General features: G+C 62.7%; 16 protein-coding genes. 7 read left to right on the plus strand and 9 right to left on the minus strand.

Features of this window, described 5'->3' with window-relative positions; translation table 11 throughout:
* The first annotated feature begins 15 nt into the window (after positions 1 to 15).
* From V7N12_RS10785 to V7N12_RS10800, 4 genes are read left to right on the plus strand one after another with little or no spacing between them, the layout of a single operon-like run.
* The gene (locus V7N12_RS10785) at positions 16 to 702 is read left to right on the plus strand and encodes an ABC transporter ATP-binding protein (protein ID WP_333714566.1); all 687 of its coding nucleotides are present in this window, start codon (positions 16 to 18) and stop codon (positions 700 to 702) included.
* On the plus strand, positions 699 to 1,847 hold the full coding sequence (locus V7N12_RS10790) for an ABC transporter substrate-binding protein (protein ID WP_333714546.1): 1,149 nt from the start codon (positions 699 to 701) through the stop codon (positions 1,845 to 1,847). The genes V7N12_RS10785 and V7N12_RS10790 overlap by 4 nt, the downstream gene beginning before the upstream one ends.
* Positions 1,848 to 1,857: 10 nt before the next feature.
* The gene (locus tag V7N12_RS10795; protein ID WP_333714548.1) at positions 1,858 to 2,571 is read left to right on the plus strand and encodes an ABC transporter ATP-binding protein; all 714 of its coding nucleotides are present in this window, start codon (positions 1,858 to 1,860) and stop codon (positions 2,569 to 2,571) included.
* A gap of 4 nt (positions 2,572 to 2,575) precedes the next feature.
* Positions 2,576 to 3,463, plus strand: coding sequence for a branched-chain amino acid ABC transporter permease (locus tag V7N12_RS10800; RefSeq protein WP_333714550.1), 888 nt, complete (start codon positions 2,576 to 2,578; stop codon positions 3,461 to 3,463).
* 145 nt (positions 3,464 to 3,608) lie between these two features.
* On the opposite strand, the gene V7N12_RS10805 is transcribed toward V7N12_RS10800, so the two are convergent.
* The 9 genes from V7N12_RS10805 to coxB all read right to left on the minus strand — a co-directional run bounded on the left by V7N12_RS10805 (position 3,609) and on the right by coxB (position 11,113).
* The gene (locus V7N12_RS10805) at positions 3,609 to 4,193 is read right to left on the minus strand and encodes a GNAT family N-acetyltransferase (RefSeq protein ID WP_333714551.1); all 585 of its coding nucleotides are present in this window, start codon (positions 4,191 to 4,193) and stop codon (positions 3,609 to 3,611) included.
* On the minus strand, positions 4,193 to 5,461 hold the full coding sequence (locus tag V7N12_RS10810; protein ID WP_333714553.1) for a M16 family metallopeptidase: 1,269 nt from the start codon (positions 5,459 to 5,461) through the stop codon (positions 4,193 to 4,195). The genes V7N12_RS10805 and V7N12_RS10810 overlap by 1 nt, the downstream gene beginning before the upstream one ends.
* Entirely contained in the window at positions 5,458 to 6,843 is a 1,386-nt protein-coding gene (gene thrC, locus V7N12_RS10815; protein WP_333714555.1) for a threonine synthase, read from the minus strand. Before thrC ends, V7N12_RS10810 begins: the two co-directional genes overlap by 4 nt.
* 6 nt (positions 6,844 to 6,849) lie before the next feature.
* Positions 6,850 to 7,530 carry an SURF1 family protein gene (locus V7N12_RS10820; RefSeq protein WP_333714556.1) on the minus strand — a complete coding sequence of 227 codons (681 nt, stop codon included), beginning with the start codon at positions 7,528 to 7,530 and terminating at the stop codon, positions 6,850 to 6,852.
* A gap of 94 nt (positions 7,531 to 7,624) precedes the next feature.
* Positions 7,625 to 8,425 (minus strand): cytochrome c oxidase subunit 3, encoded by an 801-nt coding sequence (locus V7N12_RS10825; RefSeq protein ID WP_333714558.1) that lies wholly within the window; start codon positions 8,423 to 8,425, stop codon positions 7,625 to 7,627.
* A gap of 26 nt (positions 8,426 to 8,451) precedes the next feature.
* A complete protein-coding gene (locus V7N12_RS10830; protein WP_333714559.1) occupies positions 8,452 to 9,069 on the minus strand; it encodes a cytochrome c oxidase assembly protein in 618 nt (205 codons plus the stop codon).
* Complete coding sequence (locus V7N12_RS10835) at positions 9,066 to 9,269, minus strand: hypothetical protein (protein WP_333714560.1); 204 nt, start codon at positions 9,267 to 9,269, stop codon at positions 9,066 to 9,068. The genes V7N12_RS10830 and V7N12_RS10835 overlap by 4 nt, the downstream gene beginning before the upstream one ends.
* Complete coding sequence (gene cyoE, locus V7N12_RS10840; protein ID WP_333714561.1) at positions 9,269 to 10,201, minus strand: heme o synthase; 933 nt, start codon at positions 10,199 to 10,201, stop codon at positions 9,269 to 9,271. The genes V7N12_RS10835 and cyoE overlap by 1 nt, the downstream gene beginning before the upstream one ends.
* 87 nt (positions 10,202 to 10,288) lie before the next feature.
* Complete coding sequence (gene coxB / locus V7N12_RS10845) at positions 10,289 to 11,113, minus strand: cytochrome c oxidase subunit II (RefSeq protein ID WP_333714562.1); 825 nt, start codon at positions 11,111 to 11,113, stop codon at positions 10,289 to 10,291.
* A gap of 182 nt (positions 11,114 to 11,295) precedes the next feature.
* Here coxB and tldD point away from each other — a divergent pair, with 182 nt between their 5' ends.
* The 3 genes from tldD to topA all read left to right on the plus strand — a co-directional run.
* Positions 11,296 to 12,717 (plus strand): metalloprotease TldD, encoded by a 1,422-nt coding sequence (gene tldD, locus V7N12_RS10850; protein WP_333714563.1) that lies wholly within the window; start codon positions 11,296 to 11,298, stop codon positions 12,715 to 12,717.
* A gap of 74 nt (positions 12,718 to 12,791) precedes the next feature.
* Complete coding sequence (dprA, locus tag V7N12_RS10855; RefSeq protein ID WP_333714564.1) at positions 12,792 to 13,922, plus strand: DNA-processing protein DprA; 1,131 nt, start codon at positions 12,792 to 12,794, stop codon at positions 13,920 to 13,922.
* 103 nt (positions 13,923 to 14,025) lie between these two features.
* Positions 14,026 to 15,805: type I DNA topoisomerase (topA, locus tag V7N12_RS10860; protein ID WP_333714565.1), on the plus strand; the 1,780-nt coding region annotated here is incomplete at its 3' end.

Consider the following 15,805-nt stretch of genomic DNA (forward strand, 5'->3'; position numbering starts at 1 on the left):
ACGATCACGGGCCTGATCGGTCCCAACGGAGCGGGCAAGTCGACCTTGGTCAACCTGTTGACCCGGCAATACGATGCCAGCAGCGGCTCGGCGCGGATCGGCGACGCGAACCTGACGCGCTTGCCCGCGCACGGGGTCATCCGGGAAGGTGTCGCACGCAGTTTTCAGAATCTGCGGCTTTTCACCGGACTGACTGCCTATGAGAATGTCCTTGTCGCGGCGCTGGCGGCTGGACATGACCGCGCCCGGGCCCATGCTGTTACCTTGCGCGAACTTGCCGCCTTCGGGCTCGAGGATATCGCCGGGATGCGCGCCGCCAACCTGCCATACGGCGCGCGCAAACGGCTCGAGGTCGCGCGCGCGCTGTCGCAGGAACCGGATATCCTGCTGCTTGATGAACCGGCGGCGGGCATGAACCCGAGCGAAACGGAAGACCTTGCCGACCGGCTGGAGACCATCGGCAAGGAACGGAACATCGGCATTCTGCTCATCGATCACGACCTGAAATTCGTCAACCGGCTGTCGCAGCGGATCGTGGTCATGAACCGCGGGCAGAAGATCGCCGAGGGCACCCCGGCTGAAGTCCGGGCCGACAGCCGGGTTGTCGAAGCCTATATCGGACGCGGTCGGACGGCGCGCGCGGCCGAACAAAACGAAGCAAATCAACACCGTCCAGATCCAACAGAAGGAGTCTCAGCATGAAGACCAAAGCAATCCTGATGGCCAGTGCCATCGCAGCCGTCGGTAGTGCGGCCATCGCCGACGAATACGTCATCGGCGTGATGTCAGCGCAATCCGGCTATCTTGCCCCTTATGACGGCCCGGCCTATGCGGGGTTTCAATTCTGCATCGACGAAATGAACGCGGCAGGCGGTTTGAACGGCACCTTGCCGGTCAGGCTGATCGTCAAGGACACGCGCTCGGACATTGCGGTCGGGGTGCAGGTGGTTCAAGAGATGATCGACGACGGCGCGCAATTCATCGTGTCGTCTGCTGATGCGGATCCAACCATTGCCGCAGCCCAGATCACCGCAGCCGACATGATCCCCACCATGACCTTTGCGGGCACCGCACCCGTGCTGACCCAGGTCGGACCGCATGTCTTCGGCAGCTATCCGGCGGATAACCAGCAGGCCACGGTTCTGGCGGGCTACGCACGGAACGCGGCCTTCGAAAACGTCTGGCTGGTGAAGTCACCCGACAGCGCCTACACCCTCGGCGGTCCAGAGTATTTCGGCGAGGCGTTCTCTGCCCTTGGCGGCACGGTCGTGGGCGAAAGCAACTATTCGCTGAACCAGCCTGATTTCTCGGCCATCGTCACCACGATCCAGAATGCCGATCCCGCGCCGGATGTCATCGTGACCTGGGCATGGGAGCCCGACTTCCCGGCCTTTATCCGCGCCTTGCGCGGTGCAGGGGTCGAAACGCAGGTGATGGGCGGTGACGTGCTTGACACGCCGACAGTCCGCGGGCTGGGCGACGTTGTCACAGGCGTGGTCCATACCTCGGGCGGCTACCCCAAGGAAGGCTCGGCCTATGCTGATTTCATCGATCGCTTCGCGGCCGCGACCGGCACGACGCCTGACAACAATTACTACGTCAATGGCTGCGACATCGCCCAAATGATCGAGCAGGCTGTGGCCGCCGCCGGCTCGACCGATCCCGCAGCGGTGACCGAAGCGATGGCGGGCATCGAGAACGGCGAAGGCATCATGTCCAATTTCACCTTTGCGGGGACCGACCGGATGCCGCTGCGTGACGTGGTCATCGCGAGGATCACGGCGGCAGGCGACAAAGAGTTCGTCCTGCGCGAGGCTGCCGATCCGGCGATCCTGCCCTCGCCGTAAGGATGCCGTGATGGAACCCGTTCTGGAAATCACGTCGCTTTGCGTGCGCTACGGCCCGGTGCAGGCCGTGCATGGCATCGACCTGATGGTGCCCAAGTCAGGGATCACTGCCCTTCTGGGGGCCAACGGCGCAGGCAAGACCAGCACCGTGCTCGCCATTGTGGGCGTGGTCCCCGCCGCTTCCGGGACGATTTCCATCCTCGGCAAGGATATGACGGGCGCCCCGCCCGACGCGATCACGCGGGCGGGGGTGGCCATTTCGCCAGAGGGGCGGCGCATCTTCGCCTCTCTCACCGTCGAGGAGAACCTGATCCTCGCCGGATCCGGCGCAGGCACCCCTGCGACTGCCACCGAACGCCGTCGCAAACTGATGGATCGTTTCCCGATCCTGGGCGAACGGCGCGGGCAGTTGGCCGGGCTACTATCAGGAGGAGAACAGCAGATGTTGGCCGTGGCACGCGCCCTGATGAGCGAACCCAAGCTGTTGCTGCTGGATGAGCCGTCTCTCGGTCTCGCACCGCAGATGGTCGATACGATTTTCGGCATCGTCGAGGAGCTGAAAGCCGAAGGAATCTCGATCCTGCTGGTCGAGCAGAACGCGGCCTTGGCGCTGGAAGTGGCCGACCATGCCGTCGTGCTGGCCAATGGGGGTGTTGCAGCCGCGGGGGTGCCAGCCGACCTTGCGGGCAAAGACATCCTCAAATCCGCCTATCTTGCGGCCTGATCCGATGGATGTCTTTCTGCAACAAGCCATCAACGCCCTCAGCCTTGGCGGCATCTATGCGATGCTGGCCCTTGGGCTGGCGATCGTCTTCTCGATCGTGCGCCTGATCAATTTCGCCCATGGCGAGATCATGACCTTCGGCGGCTATGGCATCTTTTTGTCCATGGCATTCGGCTTTCCGCCTGTGGCCGCGCTGACCATCGGCCTTGCGGCTGCACTCTGCATGGCGCTGGCGATGGAACGCGCCGCCTTCCGCGCCATGCGCGGGGCGGATGTCGTCTCGCTGCTGATCACAAGCTTTGCGGTGTCAGAGATCCTCAAGGTCCTGTTCCAGAATGGCATTTCAGCCCGACCGGTCCCGATATCCTTTCCGGCCTCATGGTCGGGGACCTACAAGATCGCGGGCCTTACGATAGGCGTGGCACCGACGGCGTCTATTCTGATCACGATGGTGTCTCTTTGTGCACTGACGTATGTCCTGCGCCGCACCGCAACCGGCATGGCCATGCGCGCCGCCGCCGAGGATTTCGAGATGCTGCGCATGCTCGGGATCAAGGCCAACCGGGTCGTCGCAGTATCATTCGCCATCTCGGGATTGCTGGCGGGGGTGGCCGCCGTGATCTGGACCGCGCAGCGCGGGTCCGTCGACCCGATGATGGGTTTCTTTCCGGTCCTGAAAGCCTTCATCGCCACGGTATTGGGCGGTCTTGGCAGCCTCGGGGGCGCGGTTTTGGGCGGTTTCGTCGTCGGAGCGCTTGAAGTGCTGACCCAAGCCTTCCTGCCAGACAGCCTTGCACCCTATCGGGATGCCATTGTGCTCAGCGCTGTGATCGCTGCCTTGCTGCTGCGACCCGACGGTCTTTTGCCGGCCAAGACAGGGGCGCGGTCATAAGGTCGGGTGTCCGCATCGGCCCAGCCGGAGAAGTGCTGACCACTCCAGATCACCATTCGGCAATCAAGTGGGCCTCGTTCCGCAGCGTCAGCACCTGATCCGCCGGTCCGCAACGATCGCAGACGATGGCGCGCGTGATATCCCCCTAGCCGACGTCGGTCTTGCCGCGCCGGTCATGCCGGAGGTTGGCGTAAAGCACATGGTTCCGCCAGCGCCCGTTGATCTGCAAATAGCTTTGCGCGACGCCTTCGTATTTATAGCCGCATTGTTCCAGCAGGCGGCGCGAGGCGGTGTTTTCCGGCAAGCAACCCGCCTCGATCCGGCTGAGGTCCATGACGGTAAAGGCATGGTGGACCAAGGCCGTGATCGTCTCGCGCATATAACCCTGCCGCGCGTGTTGTTCCCCGATCCAGTAGCCGGTGATCCCCGATTGCGCAGGGCCGCGCTTGATATGGTCAAGCGTGATCGCACCCAAAAGGGCACCATCCATCCGCCGTTCCAGAAAGAGCGGCAGCGCCGCGCCATTCGCAATCGACCTTTGCGCCCAGTAGACGCGATTGGTGAAGGCCTTGCGGGTCAGATGGTCGGGGGCCCATGTCGGCTCCCACGGGGTCAGGAAATCGCGGCTTTCCAGCCGCAGCGCGGCCCAGGCGCGAAAGTCGCTATGCGCAGGAGGGCGGAGCGTCAGACGCTCGGTCTCGATCCGCACCTTCTTGCGCGCCCCCAGCATCAGGCGGCCAGTCGCGCCTTCAGATCGTCCAGCGCGGGGGCTGCCTCGGCCGGACCATATAGCGCCATCGCCATGCCCGCCTTGCCCGCCATCCGGCCCGCGAAGTCCTTGACGTCACCGGTGGTCACATCATCGATATGGGCAATGGTTTCCTCGAGGCTGGGGATCCGGCCCCAGATCGAAAACAGACGGGCCAGACGCTCGGCCCTGGTCGAGACGCTTTCAAGCCCCATCAGCAGGCCCGCCTTCATCTGAGCGCGGGCACGCGCGACTTCGGCGGCTGTCATATCGTCTGCGGCGCGTTTCATTTCATCGATGGTGATCGTCGCCAGTTCTCCGATCTGTTCGGCGCTGGTGCCCGCATAGATGGTGGTCAGACCTGTGTCTTCATAGGCGCCGGTCTGGGCGAAGATCGTATAGCAAAGCCCGCGGTTCTCGCGCACCTCCTGAAACAGACGCGACGACATGCCTCCGCCAAGCACACCGGAATAGACCTGTGCCGTATAGATCGCCGGATCGCGATAGTCGGGCCCTTCGAGACCAAGGGTAAAGTGCACCTGTTCCAGCGATTTGGTCTCGCGCCGCTCGCCGCCGCCGAAAATGGCGGGCATGATCAGACCGGGGGCGCGGGCCACCCGTGGCAGGTGCCCGAACAGCGCCTCGGCTTGGGCGACGATTGCATCGTGACCGATGGCACCGGCAGCGGCGAGGATCATCTGGTTCGGTGCATAGTGGTCCGCCACGAAGGATGTCAGATCGTTGCGGTTGAAGCTGCCGACCAGCGACGACTCGCCAAGGATGGTGCGCCCGATAGGCTGGTCGGGATAGGCCACCTCTTGCAGCCAGTCGAAGATGATGTCGTCCGGTGTGTCCAGCGCCTGGCCGATCTCTTGCAGGATCACGCCGCGCTCGACCTCGATTTCATGTGGATCGAAGACAGGGTTCAGAACGATATCGGCCACGACGTCCAGCCCGAGGCCGACATCTTCTTCCAGCACCCGCACATAGTAAGCCGTCATCTCGCGGCTGGTATAGGCGTTGATGTAGCCGCCCACATCCTCGATCGCCTCGGCGATCTGCAAGGCCGAGCGCGTCTTGGTGCCCTTGAACGCCATATGTTCAAGGAAATGGGCAATGCCGTTCTGCTCGGCCCTTTCATGTCGCCCACCCGCCTGCACCCAGACACCGATGCTGGCCGACTTCAGGCCGGGCATATGTTCGGTGACGATCTGGAAACCGTTGGAGAGGGTATGCAACTGGATGGTCAATGCGAGATCCGTTCCTTGATAAGCGATTGAATGGATGAAAGATCGTTCGCGACGCGGGTCAGACGCTCGGGCCGGTCATAGAGATCGGCCATGCGCGGCGGCAGCGGGGCAGCGATGCCCGAGGCGGCCTTGACGGCGTCGGGGAATTTCGCCGGATGCGCGGTGGCCAGCGTCACCATGGGCGTGGTGCCAAGGTGCGCTTCGGCCACATGGACGCCGACGGCCGTATGCGGGCAGAGAAGTTCGCCGTGTTCGGCAAGGTAGCGGGTGATCGCGGCAGAGGTTTCTTCTTCCGAGGCGCGGCCGGATTTGAAGGTGTCGGTCAGATACTGGTAGGCACCCTGACTGATCTCGAAACCGCCTTGCCTGAGGTCGTCCATCTGCGCGGCCACCGCCGCACCATCGCGCCCGTAGGCATCGAAAAGCGCGCGCTCGAAATTGGAACTGACCTGAATGTCCATCGAGGGGCTGATCGTGGGCTGCACGCCTTCCTTGGTATAGGCGCCGGTTTGCAGCGTGCGGTGCAGGATGTCATTGCGGTTGGTCGCAACGACCAGATCGGCGATCGGCAGACCCATCCGCTTGGCGATATAGCCTGCGAAGATATCACCGAAGTTGCCCGTGGGCACCGTAAAGCTGACCTTGCGATGCGGCGCGCCGAGGCTGACGGCGGCGGTGAAGTAATAGACCACCTGCGCCAGCACGCGCCCCCAGTTGATGGAATTCACACCAGCCAGCCGCACCTCTTCGCGGAAGGCGAAATCGTTGAACATATCCTTGACCGCCGCCTGACAATCGTCGAAGTCGCCATCGACGGCCAGCGCGTGGACATTGCTTTCCGTCGGCGTGGTCATCTGGCGGCGTTGCACCTCGGAGACGCGGCCGTGCGGATACATGATGAAAACATCCACGGCCTCTAGCCCGCGGAACGCCTCGATCGCTGCCGATCCGGTATCGCCCGAGGTCGCCCCGACGATCGTGATCCTGTCGCCCGAGCGGGTCAGCGCCGCCTGAAACATCTGCCCGATCAGCTGCATCGCGAAGTCTTTGAACGCCAGTGTTGGCCCGTGGAAGAGTTCCAGCAGGAAGTGGTTGCTGTCCAGTTGCACCAGCGGCGCGCGGGCGGCATGGCCGAAACCGGCATAGGCCCGTGCGATCAGCCGCTTGAATTCATCGTCGGTGAAGGTCTCGCCGATGAAGGGGCGCATGACCGCGAAGGCGACGTTCTCGTAGGACTTGCCCGCCATCGCCGCGATTTGCGCATGGGTCAGCGTCGGGATGGCCTCGGGCACGTAAAGCCCGCCATCGCGGGCGAGGCCTGTCAGCATCGCCTCTTCGAAGCTGAGGCTCGGGGCTTTGCCGCGTGTCGAGATATAGCGCATGTTGCGTCAGTCTTCTGTCTTGGGCCGCAATGTGCGGCGTATCAGATAGAGGGTCATAATCGCCCAGACCGCCGCCAGCAAGAACCATGTGATCGCATATTCCAGATGGTCGTTCTTGATCCCGGCCGTCGTGATCGGCAGCGGGGTCAGGCGCGGGTCCTGCGGCGAGGTCTGGCTGGCCACGACCATGATCGGCAAAGTCCCGAGCGTCCGGGACATCGTGGTGACATTCCGCGCGAACCAGATGTTCGCGGCAAGGTCCGGGTCCGGCGTGCTGGTGTTCTGATCGTCGGGCCACAGCAGCGTGCCGGTGATGCGCATGTCCCGTGTCAGCGGTGCGGCATCCTTGTTGTCGAGCGCCAGAAGCCCCTGATCGACCATGATCGCGCCGATATCGGTCTCGAATTTCGAGATCACGCGATAGCCCGTCCCTGCGGCGGTGCCGGAATCGAGCACGTGCAATTCCTCGCCCGTGGGTCGTCCGCTGATCAGAACGCGGGTATATTCATTCTGCGCCTCGGTCACGAAACGCGAAAGCGGGGCGTGGGGGGCCGTCAATCGCGCGTCGATATCGGCGATGATCGCCTCTTTCCATGCAAGGCGATCCAGCTGCCAGAAGCCTAGCCAAAGCAGGGTTCCGCAGCCGGCGATCCCGAGGATCAGGGGAAACAGGATTTTCCGCAGCATGACGGGCCTCTTTGAAGGGAAAAACGCGCGAGATGCCTCGCGCGTTTGCTGTGTCCGGTCGTGGTGCCGCGCGCCGACCGCGCAGCACCGAAGATCAGATGCCCCAGATGTAGACTGAGAAGAACAAAAACAGCCAGACCACGTCGACGAAGTGCCAATACCATGCGGCCGCCTCGAACCCGATGTGCTTTTCGGGCGTGAAATGACCAGCACGGACCCGCAGATAGCAGACGAAAAGAAAGATCGTCCCGATCACAACGTGAAAGCCGTGAAAGCCGGTCGCCATAAAGAAGTTCGAAAAGAACTCATCGCCGCCGAAGGTCCAGTCCTGGCTCAGCAGATAGGCGTATTCGTAGCCCTGAAGCCCTGTAAACGCGATGCCAAGCACCACAGCCAACAACAGCCCGCGCTCCACGTCCTTGCGGTTGTTTTCATGCACCAGCGCATGGTGGGCCCATGTCACCGCCATGCCCGAGCACAGCAGGACCAGCGTGTTGATCAGCGGCAGGTGGAAGGCATCGACCTGATAGAACTCGGGCGGAACGTAAGTCGTGCCCGCGTAGGTTTCCATCGGATACATGGCATGCTTGAAGAACGACCAGAACCATGCCGCGAAGAACATCACCTCGGACATGATGAACATGATGAAGCCGTAGCGCAGGCCGATCCGCACGACCGGCGTGTGATCGCCGGCATTGCTTTCGGCCACGATATCCGCCCACCACGCATACATGACATAGAGAACCGCCGCGAGGCCCATCAGGAAGATCCACGGACCCGATCCATGCATCCAGAGCGTCGCCCCGAAGAGCATCACAAAGGCACCTACACCGCCGATAAGCGGCCAGATGGACGGTGGCAAAATGTGGTAGTCGTGGTTTTTTGCATGCGCCATGTGGTGCGTTCCCTTTTGGCTTTTCGTCAGTTCGTTTCTATGCCGACAGACGGCTCTATTGTCAAAGCTTCGGCATCCACCGAGGCCTGCTGAACGGCATCCTCTGGCAGGTCTATCTGATAAAACGTGTAGCTGAGTGTAATGGTGTGGATGTGCCGCCCCTCGCGGTCGTCCACGATGTCGGGATGCACAAGGAAGCTGACTGGCATCATCACCGTCTCGCCGGGCATCAGGACTTGCTCGGTGAAGCAGAAACACTCGACCTTGTCGAAAAAGCGACCGGCCTGGTAGGGCGTGACATTGTAAGAGGCCTGCCCGGCGATCGGCACGTCCAACGGATTATGCGCCTCGTAGAAGGCAAGCCCGGTTTCACCGATGCGGATTTCCACTTCGCGGACTTCGGGCTTGAAGGTCCAAGGCATGTTGCGCTCCAGCGAGGCATCGAAACGGACCTTGATCGTCTGATCGAGGATCACATCGTTGGTGCCATCTGCGACGCTGGTCGCACCGCCGAACCCCGTCACGCGGCAGAACCAGTCATAGAAAGGCACCGAGGCCCAGGCAAGCCCGCCCATCAGCACGACAACCGAGATGGTCTGCACGAGGGTCCGGTATTTGCCTTGCAGGTTTGGAAAGAGTTTCATTCGCCTGCTCCTTCGTCGGGAATGATCTGCGGCCGCGCCACGTGATCGAACCTTTCGAATTTCGCGGCGTCACCCAGTTGAATCACCTTCACGACCGTCAGCCCGAAGACAATCGCGATAAAGCCGACCAGAATGATCCCGACACCATAGTTGCGGCCCTTGCGCCGTTCGTGAAGCTCGTGTTCGACCTGAAGTGCCATCACCAGCCTCCCAGCCCGTAGAGACGCAAGGCCGCCTCGGCCAGCAGCGCACCGAAATGCGCGAAAAGATAGTAGAGCGAGACCTTGAAGACCTTGATTTCGGTCCGGTGCTTGTCGGCCTCGCAGGCGGCATCGTCGCGCCGCCAGATGTCATATGCGCCTTTCAGGAACCAACCGTTCATGACCACCGCGACGGCAAGGTAGAACGGGCCGCCGATCGACGTCAGCCCAAGCCCGATTGCCACGGGGACCAGAAGCAGAGTGTAGACCAAGATATGTCTGCGCGTTGCGTCGCGGCCATGGGTTTCGGTCAGCATCGGAATACCGGCGTTGCCATAGTCGGACTTGACGAATAGTGCCAAGGCCCAGAAATGCGGCGGCGTCCACATGAAGATCAGGGCGAACATCAGCACGCTCTCGAGGCTGACCCCACCGGTCGCCACCGCCCAGCCGATCATCGGCGGGAAAGCACCGGCGGCCCCGCCGATCACAATATTCTGCGGCGTCGCCCGCTTCAGCCACATCGAATAGATCACGGCGTAAAAGAAGATGGTGAAGGCCAGCAGGAAGGCCGCGAGGAAATTGGTTGCCAGCGCCAGCAGCACGATCGAGAACCCCGACAGCGCAAGGCCGATGCCCAGCGCCTCGCCCGGCTGGACACGGCCTGCGGGGATCGGACGACCGCTTGTCCGCTTCATGCGCGCGTCGATATCGGCGTCCCACCACATATTCAGCGCGCCGGATGCCCCTGCCCCGACGGCAATGCACAGGATCGCGACGAAGCCGATGAAGGGATGCACCGGCACCGGAGAGACCAGCAGCCCCACAAGGGCCGTGAACACGACCAACGACATCACACGCGGCTTCAGCAGGGCAATGTAATCGCCCATGCCCGCCTCGTATGGTCTGTCTGTCGCGCTGATATCGCTCATGGTTGCCCTGACACCTTCATCTGACTGACGGCCCACCCCGTGATCAGGGGGACCAAAGGGGCGGGACATCCCCGCCCCGACCGGCAATTACGATGTCACACCGTTTTCGGCGAGCCACGCCTCGTAGGTTTCCTGACTGACGACTTTCACCGTGATCGGCATATAGGCATGATCCTTGCCGCACAGCTCGGAGCACTGACCGAAGAAGATACCTTCACGCTCTGCGGCGAACCACAGTTCGGCCAGGCGGCCCGGCACCGCGTCCTGCTTGACGCCGAAAGCGGGGATCGTCCACGAATGGATCACATCCGCTGCCGTGACCTGCATCACGACCGTCGCACCGATGGGCACGACAACGGCGGTATCGGTGGCCAGCAGGTATTCGTTCTGGCTGTAGCCATAGTCCTCCAGCTCGTCGCGCTGCAGCATGTAACTTTCGAAACCAAAACCGTGATCGACGTATTCATAGCCCCAGAACCACTGGTAACCGGTGACCTTGATCGTGATGTCCGCCTCGGGGATTTCCTGCTGTTTGAAAAGCACCGGCAGCGAGAAAGCAAAGATGAAGACAAGGATGATCACCGGCACGACCGTCCATGCGACCTCCAGCGGGCTGTTGTGCGTGAATGTGGCGGGCTTCGGGTTGCGCTTTTCGTTGTAGCGGATGACCACCCAAGCCAGCAGCGCGGTCACGAAAAGCGTGATTGCCGTGATGATCACCAAAAGCATGTTGTCGAGCCAGACCACATCCCGCGCCAGTTCGGTCGCGGAAGGCTGAAAGCCCATGCCGCCCTGCACGGGGGCACCGACGATCTCGAGCTCTTGATTGACCTCCTGAGCCATCACCGGCGCGCCGGCCATGATCAATCCGGCTGTCGCCCAGATCGAAGCCACATAAGTCTTCAAACGCATATCTTACCCTTATCTCAGCGCGCCTTGTGGACGCTTTTCCCCGGCGATCCCGCGCATGGGTCTAGGCGGAATCCCATTGTATTTGGGCGTCCGTGTCCCATATCCTGATGCACAACTCAAGAACTGTGATTGCGTCAAACAGACGCTACGATCACAAAAACACCCCCCGAGAGGAATTTCGCATGTCCGCCGAGCCATTCCGCCCGTTTGAAACCAACCTTGATCAGGATCAGGCGCTTGCCCTGCTCGGCGAAGCTGTTGCCGGGGCGGATGACGGTGAATTGTTCCTCGAACGCCGCAAGTCGGAAGTCATCTCCTTCGATGACGGACGAATCAAGACGGCGAGTTTCGATGCCTCCGAAGGGTTCGGCCTGCGTGCCGTGCGGGGCGAGACGGCGGGATATGCCCATTCCACGACGATTGACGAACATGCGCTGAAACGGGCCGTCGCCACCGCGCGGCTGGCCGTCGGTGATGGCGGCGGCACGCTTGCCGCTGCGCCTGCGGGCACCAATCGCAAGCTCTATTCCGACGAAGACCCGATGTTGCAGGCGACTTTCCCCGCCAAGATCGACCTCTTGAAGGAAATCGACGCCTTCGCGCGCGGGCTGGACCCGCGTGTGGTGCAGGTCTCGGCCACGGTGGCGGCATCCTTGCAAGAGGTCGTCATCCTCCGCCCCGAGGGCACCTTGGTGACGGATGTGCGCCCGATGTCGCGGCTCAACATCAGCGTGATCGTCGAAGAAAACGGTCGCCGCGAAAGCGGCGGCATGGGTGGCGGCGGGCGCGCGGGGCTGATCGGGCTGATCGGGCGCGACCATTGGGAACCCGTCGCGCGCGAGGCGTTGCGCATCGCACTGGTCAATCTGGATGCCGAACCCGCGCCAGCGGGCGTCATGGACGTGGTCCTTGGCCCGGGCTGGCCGGGGATCCTGCTGCACGAGGCCATCGGCCACGGGCTGGAGGGTGACTTCAACCGCAAGGGATCAAGCGCCTTTGCCGGTCTGATGGGCCAGCAGATCGCCGCCAAGGGGGTCACCGTGCTGGATGACGGGACGATCCCCGACCGGCGCGGCTCGATCACCGTCGATGATGAAGGCACGCCCAGCGCCAAGAACACCCTGATCGAGGATGGCGTGCTGGTCGGCTACATGCAGGACCGGCAGAACGCGCGGCTGATGGGGGTGGCACCCACGGGGAACGGACGGCGCGAAAGCTATGCCCATGCGCCGATGCCGCGTATGACCAACACATATATGTTGTCGGGCGATGCCGAACCGCAGGCGCTGGTCGCGGACCTCAAGGATGGCATCTATGCTGTCGGTTTCGGTGGTGGTCAGGTCGATATCACCAACGGCAAGTTCGTCTTCTCCTGCACCGAAGCCTACCGCGTGAAGAATGGCGTGGTCGGCGCACCGGTAAAGGGCGCGACACTGATCGGCGACGGGGCAACGGCGCTGAAGCGCATTCGCGGGATCGGCAACGATCTGGCGCTTGATCCCGGGATCGGGAACTGCGGCAAGGCGGGACAATGGGTGCCTGTCGGGGTCGGACAACCGAGCCTGCTGATCGGCGGTCTGACGATCGGTGGCGCGGCTGTCTGAAATCAGGCAGTCGTTCAGGACTCGTTAACTAAAAGACCCTAGGGTCGGCTCTGCAATAGCGCGGAGCCACAAGGTTGACCGAGACTCTTTCTTCCGGACCCCCTTCCCCCCTCATCCAACAGGAAGACGTGGTTGACCGGCTTCGCCTATTGCGTTCGCGACGTGTGGGTGTTGTGACCTACCGGCGCCTGATCGCCGAACACGGATCGGCAGCGGCGGCGCTCGCGGCGTTGCCGGCGATTGCGGGGGCGGCTGGTGTTGCCGACTATGCCGTCTGCCCGCGCGAGGTTGTCTTGGCCGAGATCCGTGCGGGACGTGCGGCAGGTGCGCGGTTGGTGGTCGCGGGGATGGATCACTACCCCGGCACCTTTGCTGATATTCCCGATGCACCGCCCATCTTCTGGACCATCGGAGATATCGGGCTGTTGCAGCGGCCCTTGGTCGCGATCGTAGGGGCGCGCAATGCCTCGTCCCTTGGGCTGCGCATGGCGAAACGGCTTGCCAAGGATCTGGGCGCAGCAGGCTACGCGGTGGTGTCAGGTCTGGCGCGTGGCATCGACAAGGCGGCGCATGAGGGGGCGATGGCAGGGGGCACAATCGCCGTGCACGCGGGCGGTGTGGATCACGTCTATCCGGCGGAACATGGGGACCTCGCGGCAGAGATCGCGACAAAGGGCCTGCGCATGTCCGAAATGCCGATGGGCCTTGCGCCGCAGGCGCGGCATTTTCCGGCGCGCAACCGGATCATCGCGGGGATCGCCCGCGCTGTCATCGTGGTCGAGGCGGCGGCGAAGTCCGGCAGCCTGATCACGGCGGCAAATGCGCTGGACTACGGGCGCGAGGTGCTGGCCGTGCCCGGACACCCCTTCGATGCGCGCGGCTGGGGCTGCAACACGCTGATCCGCGACGGCGCGACTTTGGTGCGCGGGATCGACGATGTGCTGGAGGTCCTGACGGCACACAAGATCGCGGCAGCGCCGGTCCCGGCACCAAGACCGGCAGACCCCGCAAGGCGTGGTTTGCGCGAAACGGCCAAGCTCCACCGGATGATCCTCGACCGGCTTAGCCCGACGCCGGTGGCCGAAGACCAGCTGTTGCGCGATGTGCAGGCAAGCGCCACCGATCTGGCGCCGGTTCTTGTGGAACTCGAACTCGATGGCAAGGTGATCCGCACGGCGGGCGGAATGGTCGCCAAGGCGGGGTGACGAAGGCGGCAAAGCCGGACCGGATTTGTGCGCATTGACAATCCCCTGACGGGCATCACATCTTGCGCGACTTAGACCCAAGCCCGTTTCGCAAAGGATTCCCATGCCCGTCGTTGTTGTCGAATCTCCGGCCAAGGCCAAGAAAATCAACGACTATCTGGGCAAGGGTTATACTGTTCTGGCATCCTACGGGCATGTGCGGGACCTGCCGCCCAAAGACGGTTCGGTCCTGCCGGACGACGACTTTTCCATGAAATGGGAGATCGCGTCGGACAGCAAAAAGCACATCAAGGCCATCGTCGATGCGCTGAAGAACGACCCCGAACTGATCCTCGCCACCGACCCCGACCGCGAGGGCGAGGCGATTTCATGGCACCTGCAAGAGGCGCTGACCGAACGCAAGGCGATCAAGAAAGACACGCCCGTCAGCCGCGTGGTTTTCAACGCCATCACCAAATCCGCCGTCACCGAGGCGATGAAGAACCCCCGTCAGGTCGATGCGCCGCTGGTCGAGGCATACCTCGCCCGCCGCGCGCTGGACTATCTGGTGGGGTTCAACCTGTCGCCCGTCCTCTGGCGCAAGCTGCCGGGCGCGAAATCCGCGGGCCGTGTGCAGTCCGTCTGCCTGCGCCTGATCGTCGAGCGCGAAATGGAGATCGAGGCTTTCCGCGCCCGCGAATACTGGTCGGTCAAGGCCCAGCTTGAAAGCCCGCGCGGCCAAAGCTTCGAGGCACGGCTGACAACGCTTTCGGGCAAGAAGCTTGACCGTTTCGATCTGGCCACTGCCACGCAGGCCGAAATGGCGGTGCAGGCGATCACCTCGCGCGATCTGGTCGTCACCTCGGTCGAGGCCAAGCCCGCGACGCGCAACCCCTCGCCCCCCTTCATGACCTCGACCTTGCAACAAGAGGCCAGCCGCAAGTTCGGCATGGGTGCCAAGCACACCATGAGTGTCGCCCAGCGGCTCTACGAGGCGGGCCTTATCACCTACATGCGCACCGACGGGATCGACATGGCCCCCGAAGCCGTCACCAGTGCCCGCGATGCGATCAAGGCGAAGTTCGGGGCGGACTACCTGCCCGACCAGCCGCGCATGTACAAGAACAAGGCCAAGAACGCGCAAGAGGCCCACGAATGCATCCGCCCCACGGACATGGCGGTGGCGACCGAGGAGGCAAGGATCTCGGATGCCGACCAGCGCAAGCTTTATGATCTGATCTACAAACGCACCATCGCCAGCCAAATGGCGGCGGCACGGCTGGAACGGACCACGGTCGATATCACCAGCCGCGACGGCGAGGTCGTGTTGCGCGCCAATGGTCAGGTGATGATCTTCGACGGTTTCATCGCCATCTACGAAGAGGGCAAGGACGACAGCACCGAGGAAGAGGACAAGCGCCTGCCGCAACTGGCCGAGGGCGAGGCCGCCAAGAAGCTGTCCGTCGATCCCGAACAGCATTTCACCCAACCCCCGCCCCGCTATACCGAGGCCACCTTGGTCAAGCGGATGGAAGAGCTCGGCATCGGGCGCCCCTCTACATATGCCTCGATCGTGACGACGATTCAGGATCGCGACTATGTCACGAAGGACAAGAACCGCCTGATCCCGCAGGACAAGGGGCGGTTGGTCACGGCCTTCCTGACCAATTATTTCCGCAAATACGTGGGCTACGATTTCACCGCCGATCTGGAAAACCAGCTTGATGAGGTCAGCGCGGGAGACGCCAACTACAAGCAGGTTCTGGGCCAGTTCTGGCGCGATTTCTCGGCGGCCATCGCCGAAACCGCCGAATTGCGCATCACCGAAGTGCTGGAAAAGATCAACGATGTGCTCGAGCCGCATCTCTTCCCGCCGACGGCCGATGGCGGCGACCCGCGCCTCT

The organism is Yoonia sp. (genome assembly GCF_036770585.1).
In the GTDB taxonomy this organism is placed as follows: Bacteria; Pseudomonadota; Alphaproteobacteria; order Rhodobacterales; family Rhodobacteraceae; genus Yoonia.